The following is an 8,634-nucleotide window of genomic DNA, read 5'->3' as shown; positions in this document are numbered from 1 at the left end:
GTTCTAAATAATAAACAGCTGAATAAAAATCCTATTTTATAGCTCGATGATATGATAAATATATGTAATGGTAAGTAATATGAGAATGCATGCCAATGGTTTCCATTGTAATGCCCTCCATGAACGAGGAATCCACTATAAGGACATGCATACTGAAAGCTATGTCCTTTTTCGAGGCCAGGGGTCTTGAAGGTGAGATCATCGTGGTGGACAATTCCACGGACCGAACTGCAGAAATAGCCAGATCCATGGGCGCAGTGGTCATACCTTCAGTAAAAGGCTATGGGAATGCATATCTTAAGGGGCTTGCAAGGGCAACTGGAGACTATATAGCCATAGCAGATGCAGATAACACTTATGATCTCAATGAATTGCCCATGTTCTTCGATATCCTTATGAACGGAGAGGCAGATTTCGTAATCGGCAGCAGATTAAAAGGTAGCATAAAAAAAGGAGCAATGCCATGGTTGCACCAATATATAGGTAATCCTTTCCTCACATGGCTGTTAAATGTTCTTTTCGGTACCAGTATTTCAGATGCTCATTGTGGAATGCGGGCTTTTACACGAGAGGCCCTTGAAAAGATGAACCTTAAGAGCCATGGCATGGAGTTAGCTTCAGAGATGGTCATCGAAGCTGCAGACAAAGGCCTGCGTATAAAGGAAGTTCCAATCTCATATGATGTAAGGGATTCTCCTTCTAAGCTCAGATCCTTACACGATGGCTGGAGGCATATTAGGTTCATGATGCTCTACCGCCCAGTTTCTTTCCTGCTGGTGCCTGGTACATTTGTTTTTTTAGTAGGTGCAGCTTTGTTGTTCACCTTGCCACGTATGGGCAATGTGGCTGAGACCAGGCTTCATTCATTCATATTGGCAAGTATGCTGACAGTAATCGGCAGTCAGCTTTTTGCAACTGGCCTTTATCTGGGTGCCTATGGGTACATAAATGGATTATATGTGAAGGAAAGTCCTTTCATAAAAAGGATCATGGACTATCATTCACTTGAAGAGGAACTATTTGTAGGCATGGTTTTTTTGCTCGCAGGCTTATTCATTGGCCTGAAAGTGGTTTTCTCATGGGTAAGTTCAGGCTATGGTTCTCTTTTTCAGATTCAAACAGCAGTATTTGCCATGGTATTTGGTTCCATAGGTTTGCAAATGATCTTTACGGCCATATTTCTGAGCGTGCTTATGCTTGGAATGGACACCGATAGGTGACATTATGAGGATTGCCTTTGTATATGATGCAGTTTATCCATGGGTGAAAGGTGGGGCTGAAAAGAGAATATATGAACTGGGCATTCGTCTAATAGCAAAAGGGCATGAAGTGCACCTCTTTGGGATCAAATGGTGGGAAGGGGCAGATGTTATTGAACACGATGGCATGTTCCTACATGGTGTCTGCAAATCAAGGGAGCTCTATGTGGAAGGAAGAAGGTCTATTAGTGCAGCACTAATCTATTCCATAAAACTGTTCTCACATCTAAGGCGTGAGAAATTCGATCTTATTGATGTAAGTGTATTTCCTTATTTTTCATGCTTTACAGTAAGGCTAGTTTCTTTTTTAAATAAAGGCCATGTAGTATACACCTGGCACGAAGTCTGGGGTGATTACTGGTACTGCTACATGGGCAAAGCAGGTTTTTTTGGAAAAATGATCGAAAAGGCAGTATCAAAAATATCTGTAAATAATATTGCAGTTTCGGAATGGACTAAACAAAGGCTCGAAGAGCTGGGGATTTCTGAGGACAAGATATCTGTTATCCCAAATGGTATTGATCTCCAAGCGATATCCGAGATAGAGGCAGAAGGTGGGAATCCTTCGGAGGGAATAGATGGAAAACTTTATGATGTAATTTTTGCCGGGAGGCTTATCAAGGATAAGAATGTCGATTTTCTACTTAGAGCCGTGTCTCTTCTAAAAATGGATTATCCCTGCCTTATTTGCTGCATTGTGGGAGATGGCCCGGAGAAAACAGAACTTATGGATCTCTCAAACAGAATAGGAATTTACACAAATGTTGAATTTGTAGGTTTTCAGGATTACAGTTCTCTTATCGGAAAAATAAAAGCTTCAAAGGTTTTCGTACTTCCTTCTTCGAGGGAGGGTTTTGGGATGGTCGTAATAGAGGCATTTGCATGTGGAATTCCTGTAATAACTGTAAAGGAGAAGTATAATGCAGCACAAGGGTTGGTTGAAGATGGACTTGATGGGTTTGTTGTAGCTCTAGAAGAGAATGAGATTGCACAGGCAGTGGAAAAAATTATTGCGGATGCCCAATGTCGTAAAAATATGTCGAAGGCTGCTTTTCAGAAATCTGAAGGTTATGATTGGAATGAGGCTTTATCTAAATTGGAAAAATATTTGTGAGGCATCGAATGAAAGTCGCTATATTTCATGATTACATCGGAGCGATCGGTGGGGGGGAAAAACTGGTCCTGACACTTGCAAAAGGACTAGGAGCAGATGTAATTACCACAGATGTGGATGTGAATTCTGTAATTAAAATGGGGTTTGAGAGCGTAAACATCATAAGCCTTGGAAAAACATTGAAAGTACCGCCTCTTAAACAGATAGATGCTTCTTTTAAGTTTGCAACATGTGATTTTTCCGAAAACTACGATTTCTTTATCTTTTCAGGAAACTGGGCATTCTTTGCAGCGAAAAAGCACAAACCAAATGTTTACTATTGTCATACTCCAACAAGAGCCTTTTATGATCTTTATAATGTTTACCGTAAAAACCAATCTGTATTTGTATCTCTGCCATTTGTCATTTGGGTACGTATACACAGAAAGATCTCGGAGTACTATCTTACTCATGTATCTAGGATCGTGACAAATTCCATGAATACTCAAAAAAGGATACAAAAGTATTTTTGCAGGGATTCAGTTATTATCTATCCACCGGTCGATACTTCAAGGTTCGAGTATAAAGAATATGGGGATTTCTGGCTTTCTGTGAACAGGCTGTATCCTGAAAAGAGGGTAGAACTGCAGATAGACGCTTTCAGGGAAATGCCTGATCAAAAATTGATCATCGTGGGAGGCTATGCGGCAGGGGATCATGCATCGGGATATGCAGCCAGCCTGATGACCGGGCTTCCAGAAAATGTGATATTGATGGGTAGTGTTTCAGAGGAAAAACTACTTGAATTATATGCTACGTGTAAAGGGCATATTACAACAGCACTTGATGAAGATTTTGGTATGACGCCTGTAGAAGCCATGGCATCAGGCAAACCAACGGTTGCGGTAAAAGAAGGGGGATACCTTGAAACTGTGTTAGATGGAGTGACAGGTTTGTTGGTGGAGCCAGAAGTATCCTCTATTATCAAGGCTATCAAAGAAGTGTCTTCAGATCCTCAAAGATATCGGGAAGCATGTATCAATAGAGCTAAGGAATTTGATGTATCTGTAATGCTTCAGAAAATGCGGGCAATGCTAATCCCATGAAATATATATGTTTCAATAATTAATCTACGTGAATCAAAGGGATGAAAGGATGAGTAAGATCGATTCTCTCTCTGTCAGGACTAAAATATTGTTAGTGATGCTTTTTGCATCGCTTACACGTTTGTTTCCATTATCTTTTCTCTTGTCGGATGGCAGGGTAACTTTTGTAAGTTATGACTCCTATTATCACATGCGAAATATTCTCTATACTACACAACATTTTCCGGGACATATCCTGTCTGATTCATACATCAACTATCCATTGGGATTTGATATCAGTTGGCCCCCTCTGTACGATCTGCTAATATCTCTGATGGCTTTGGTAGTTGGGTTGGGGAGCCCGAGTGATAGTACAATTGAACTGATCGCGGCACTTTTTCCAGTTGTTATCGGAACTCTTTCCTTGGTACCTTTGTATTTTACATCTTCAGCTCTTTTCGGCCGCAGGGTTGGTCTTTACAGTCTAGTTGTGTTTGCAGTAATGCCCATTCATCTTATGGTCTCTATGTTCGGGGCCACAGATCATCACGTTGCTGAGATATTATTATCAACTACAGCTTTTACATTGTTTATTTTCTCTCTTAAAGAAGGTGCAGATCATGATGTCTGCAGGACATTAACAAAAAGCGATCTTATATCATGTATTAGATCCCTTTCAGCGATCTTTGCTATAGGGGCAGGCATCACACTTGCTGTTTCCGTACTCACCTGGACGGGCTCACCTATATTCATAGGTCTTTTTGCATTATATGTGCCAGTGCAACTGGCTCTTGATCTTAAAGTTAAAAGGAACTCAGGGTACATTTTGGCCAGTTCGTGCATAATGTATCTGTCTGCTCTTGTGTTCGTTATACCTTTTGTGGCGATCATGGTAAGAGAAGGATATGAGTTAAGTGCAGCTTTTGTTTCCTGGTTCCATGTGCTATACATATTATCAATGCTCGGTTTTACATTGATGTGCTGGGTTGTAGCTCACTTTATAGGTAATAGAGGTCAATGGTGGCATTATCTATTGGCCATCCTTGTGCTAATTGCCGTTGTCGTCATCGGCACCAGGTCAATGATGCCTACCTTCTTCTCAAACATCATTTCAGGCATTGGTTACCTTTTAGGATTTGATGAAACCCTCAGTACTATCAATGAAGCTTTGCCTCTGTTTTGGGATCAGTACGGAGATTTCACTTTGAGTTCTGTTTGGGGTGGCTTTGGTCTGTTCTTCCTTTCAGCCTTTGCATCTCTTCTGCTTATCTTGCGAAAGGGGTTTCCATCAAAGAATCCTACTATCGCCTTTTTTGTTATATGGTCGGTCATTGTCTTTGTCCTGGCTCTATCTCAAAGACGCTTTATGTATCTGTTATCTATCAATGTAGCAGTTCTCTCAGGTTATTTTATGGGGCAACTGCACTCATGGTTGATGCCAGAAGCAGTCAAAGAGCATGGGGGAAAGCGTAAAAAGGTGCAGACAGATCCCAGCAAGATGCCATTGCTGTTGATACTTGGAATGTTGTTACTACCCGGTGTTTTGATATCTGTGGCTGCAGTGTCAAATCCATCTGTTATGCCTTCTGACTGGCAGGAAACACTGGACTGGGTCAAGGATCACACTCCTGTGACCTCTTACTATAATGACCCCTTGCAGACTCCTGAATATGGGGTGCTAAGCTGGTGGGACTTTGGTAATTGGATCATTTACAGATCCCAAAGGCCAGTGGTTACCAATAATTTCCAACCGGCTGTACAGGAAACAGCCGCCTTTTTCCTGTCCCAGAATGAAACAGAAGCCTCAGATATACTTGATGAGAGGAATGTAAAATATATACTGACAGATATCTCAATGGTCAAGGGTAAATTCTTCAGTATTGCTAAACTTGCAGGTGAGGACTATGATAGTTTCTTCGATGAGGAAACCCTCACTAAAGGCTCATCTGCGGTGACCACTAAAGTGGAGAATGATAAGTTCAAAAATTCAATGCTTGTCAAGCTCCATGTCTATGATGGCAGTGGTTCCGGCCACTATCGCTTGCTGTATGAATCTAACACAACAGTTACTCAAGACCCAGAAGTGAAATATGTCAAAGTGTTTGAATATGTTCCCGGGGTGACAATAACGGGCAAGGCCCAACCCGGCGAAACGGTTTATGGTGCAACCACTCTTGTCAGCAACAGAGATAGGCAATTTGATTATTACAATTCTGCAGTCGCTGATGAGAATGGTACTTATAGCCTGGTCCTAGCTTACTCAACTCAGGATGGTACCTCTTCAACATCTGCTATTTTGCCGTACACTATCATTGGTGACAAGAGCAGGTCTTCAAAAAAGATCAATGTTACAGAGAGTGCTGTGCAGACCGGCGAAGTTTTGCTGTTAGACCTTGTGTAGGTTTAACACTTTCATCTTTTACCTGGGTTATGTCTATATATATATAAAAAGCATTATATTAATGTAGTTTCTGACGGAACTTCAGGTGATATAATGCTTTACAGATGTCCATTGTGTGAAGGAAAGATGAATAGATGGAGGTATCCTGCCATTAAAAGACAGGACAATTTCGGAAGACAATTAGTTATCTACAAGTGTGTTGAGTGCGGTAACGAAGAGACTTATCCTGAAATTTAACTTCAGAACATTGAATAAACTTCTTCATGTGGATGGATCACAAAACCATCAGGTGTGATCTCGTAAGGGTGTATCTTTTTACTGTGGTCCGATCCACGCATCTTATATATTTCCAGACTGCGCATGCGGACATTCTCATGCCTCTTATAATACAACACAATAGTTCCATCGGTAACGAAGTTCTCAACTCCGAACCTTGAGGGGCTTGATTCGTCAATTACTTCACAGGTCATCATGGAAGTGAGCCCAATTACTTCCAGGGTGGTACTGAGCTTGAGTAATTCTACACGGATCTTTGCTTGATCTTGCAGGTAGAAACTTATGGATGTCGTGGAGTCTACAAGTGCTCTTTGTGCATTGATCTCTTCCTGGGTGGTAATGATCTGGTCCATCAGGGAACGAATATCGAAAGGTCGGATATCCACATATTTCTCCTGAGAAGGTATACCGATCTTTGTAGAACAGGCATCTATAATAGCAAGTTTGTTCTCTTCTTCCAATTCCTCAAGGTTCCATCCAAACTTCAGTACGTTCTCTCGTATCTGCTCTGGTCTCTCCTCTGTTGCTACTATAATTCCGTTCTCACCGTATTTAGTAATACCATTATAGATGAACTGGATGGAGAAATTTGTCTTTCCGGCTCCAGATGTCCCTGAAACCAGATATGTTCTGTCCCTTATGAGCCCCCCGCCACAAAGTTCATCAAAACCCGGTATGCCGGTTTTCACTCTGTTGGGCCCCTCTTCCATCTTGATCTCTTCAGATATAGCGCCATCAAACATCTTGTGTTTCGCCTCGTTTTGTATTAATCCTTGGTATTTATAATATATCTGAGAAGATATAAATGTATTGAGGTAATTATCATAATAATGAGCTATAGCATAATTACATTTTGATCTATTCGACGATCTATTAAATGCACTTTCTTGCATGTCGTTCTTTTAGAGGGTACATATGATGGAGTTCGACATTTCCCGTTAAATACATCGATACTTGTCATTGCTACGTGAAAAATAACCTCTTTGAGACCACAAAAGATTTAAAAGGGAAATAATCTAATAGGCTCTTGTAATCCAATATGACGGGATTAAGAGGGTGATGATGAGAACTTCGTCAATGGGCGAACATGGTGTTCCCCTGATGAAGGTCTAAGGGCGCATAAGCGTTCTAATCCAATGATCCTCACTCTTAGATATACAAACTAACGGAGGAAAATAATGAGTAAATTCGCAGCAGTAACAATTGCTACACTTATGCTGATGGCAGTATTCGTCTCAGCGGCCAGTGCAGCAACTTCTGTAAACACCGTGGAGATCAGAAGCCCGGTGTTTAGTGGCGACGCATTAAGTGACATTACAGTGGATTTCGACTATACTGAGTTCGCAGGATTCTATTATGATATCGATGATGATATTGGTTCTGAATCTCTGGTGATCAATACCGCTATGGTTTCCGACCCAAGGACCATCGATGAGGGCGGACTTACATACACATCCACAATCCAAGAGATCGACTACGCATATGGAGACTGGGACGGCGAGTTCCCCAAGATGGGTTTCCTTGCACAGGACTATGTGCCAGTAAACGGCCAGCCAGATATTCTTTCCAAGCTCCTGCTTGACAGCGACGACAAGTACACTCTGAGAGTCGGTCAGACTCTTGACCTTGGCGAGGGCTACACGCTCACACCAAAGCAGATCGATGTCGAGGGTGACAAGGTCTGGCTCGAGCTGAGCAAGGACGGCGAATACCTTGATGACCAGGTCATTACAGTAACTGGCACAGATGTTGAGAACAGCACCTGGGACTACGAAGAGGATGATGTAGGCGGCGAGGATGATGTAGTCATCATGAGAGCCCACGTCAACGAAGTATTCCAGGGTCAGGTTGACAGCCTTGCAGTTATCGAGGGTCTGTGGCTCATCTCCAACGAACCAATGGAGATCGCAAGCGATGACACTTTCGACGAACTTGAGGTCACAACTGTTGGTGACGATTACATTGAACTTCAGAACCAGGATGACCTTACTCTTACAAAGAACAAGGAGATCGTCCTTGCAGGCGACATGAAGATCAAGACCGCCGACTCAGACGATGTAAGGTTCTACTTCTACAAGGAGATTACTGAGCCAGGAACCTATCAGGTACGTGGTTCAGTTGCAACCGGCAGCGCAGACTGGGACTACAGTTCATTCGCAGGCTTCTACTACGAGCTGGACACAGACATAGCATCTGAAGAACTGGATGTTACTGTCACAAGTACCAGAACAATTGCAGATGGAGACCTTGTATACACTACAACAATGCAGGATGTGGACTATGAGTTCGATGACTGGGTTGGGACTTACCCGAAGATGGGCTTCCTCGCAGAGGAATATGTACCTGTCAACGATCAGCCAGATGTACTCTCCAAGCTCCTGCTTGACAGCGACGACAAGTACACTCTGAGAGTCGGTCAGACTCTTGACCTTGGCGAGGGCTACACGCTCACACCAAAACAGATCGATGTCGAGGGTGACAAGGTCTGGCTCGAGCTGAGCAAGGACGGCGAATACCTTG

Annotated in this window: 6 protein-coding genes; 5 read left to right on the top strand and 1 reads right to left on the bottom strand. The window is 42.4% G+C overall.

Annotated elements, in window-relative coordinates; all coding sequences use genetic code 11:
• Positions 1 to 95 precede the first annotated feature (95 nt).
• The 4 genes from AB7U21_RS08250 to AB7U21_RS08235 are packed head-to-tail and all read left to right on the top strand — an operon-like array spanning position 96 to position 5,838.
• Positions 96 to 1,220 (top strand): glycosyltransferase family 2 protein, encoded by a 1,125-nt coding sequence (locus AB7U21_RS08250; RefSeq protein ID WP_428388237.1) that lies wholly within the window; start codon positions 96 to 98, stop codon positions 1,218 to 1,220.
• Between the two features lie 4 nt (positions 1,221 to 1,224).
• The gene (locus tag AB7U21_RS08245; RefSeq protein ID WP_428388235.1) at positions 1,225 to 2,373 is read left to right on the top strand and encodes a glycosyltransferase family 4 protein; all 1,149 of its coding nucleotides are present in this window, start codon (positions 1,225 to 1,227) and stop codon (positions 2,371 to 2,373) included.
• An 8-nt stretch (positions 2,374 to 2,381) separates the two neighbouring features.
• Complete coding sequence (locus AB7U21_RS08240) at positions 2,382 to 3,458, top strand: glycosyltransferase (protein WP_428388233.1); 1,077 nt, start codon at positions 2,382 to 2,384, stop codon at positions 3,456 to 3,458.
• 49 nt (positions 3,459 to 3,507) lie between these two features.
• Entirely contained in the window at positions 3,508 to 5,838 is a 2,331-nt protein-coding gene (locus tag AB7U21_RS08235) for an oligosaccharyl transferase, archaeosortase A system-associated (protein WP_428388231.1), read from the top strand.
• Between the two features lie 239 nt (positions 5,839 to 6,077).
• Here AB7U21_RS08235 and AB7U21_RS08230 read toward each other — a convergent pair whose 3' ends face one another.
• Positions 6,078 to 6,857, bottom strand: a complete 780-nt coding sequence (locus tag AB7U21_RS08230; RefSeq protein WP_333786617.1) for an ATPase domain-containing protein — start codon at positions 6,855 to 6,857, stop codon at positions 6,078 to 6,080.
• A 435-nt stretch (positions 6,858 to 7,292) separates the two neighbouring features.
• Here AB7U21_RS08230 and AB7U21_RS08225 point away from each other — a divergent pair.
• Positions 7,293 to 8,634 (top strand): S-layer protein domain-containing protein (locus AB7U21_RS08225; RefSeq protein ID WP_428388228.1); only part of this gene is annotated, 1,342 nt, incomplete at its 3' end.

This window comes from Methanomethylovorans sp., from assembly GCF_050177135.1.
Taxonomy (GTDB): Archaea; Halobacteriota; Methanosarcinia; order Methanosarcinales; family Methanosarcinaceae; genus Methanomethylovorans.
Note: the sequence above shows the minus strand (reverse complement) of the source record. Positions and strands in the feature narration are given on the sequence as shown.

Excerpts from the sequence above, each read along its gene's own strand:
- AB7U21_RS08230 (WP_333786617.1), bottom strand. The coding sequence starts at position 6,857 with ATGTTTGATGGCGCTATATCTGAAGAGATCAAGATGGAAGAGGGGCCC.
- AB7U21_RS08245 (WP_428388235.1), top strand. The coding sequence starts at position 1,225 with ATGAGGATTGCCTTTGTATATGATGCAGTTTATCCATGGGTGAAAGGT.
- AB7U21_RS08235 (WP_428388231.1), top strand. The coding sequence starts at position 3,508 with ATGAGTAAGATCGATTCTCTCTCTGTCAGGACTAAAATATTGTTAGTG.
- AB7U21_RS08250 (WP_428388237.1), top strand. The coding sequence starts at position 96 with ATGGTTTCCATTGTAATGCCCTCCATGAACGAGGAATCCACTATAAGG.
- AB7U21_RS08240 (WP_428388233.1), top strand. The coding sequence starts at position 2,382 with ATGAAAGTCGCTATATTTCATGATTACATCGGAGCGATCGGTGGGGGG.